This is a genomic window from Peribacillus sp. SIMBA_075, from assembly GCF_046534585.1.
Map to the genome: position 1 here is coordinate 1 of NZ_JAWRYN010000971.1, position 258 is coordinate 258.

1 protein-coding gene is annotated in these 258 nt (G+C 51.2%); it reads right to left on the reverse strand.

Features of this window, described 5'->3' with window-relative positions:
* A partial coding sequence (locus SB775_RS31170; RefSeq protein WP_410865143.1) for a bile acid:sodium symporter family protein occupies positions 1-258 on the reverse strand: 258 nt, incomplete at both ends.

Genomic DNA, 258 nt, shown 5'->3' on the forward strand with positions numbered 1-258 from the left:
CCTTTGGAAAGGTACGTCATGACATTGGACGCGGTACCGCTCGGACAGCAGCCTACCAAGATTACCCCAACTGCAATATCTGGCGGAAGATTGAGAGCGACAGCCAAGACATAGGCAAGCGATGGCATGATGAGATAATGTCCAACCACTCCGATGAGAACGTCAACAGGCCGACGAAAAACCTCCCGGAAATCAGCCGATGATAGCGTCAGCCCCATTCCGAACATAATTACGCCGAGCAAGATCGATATATACCCT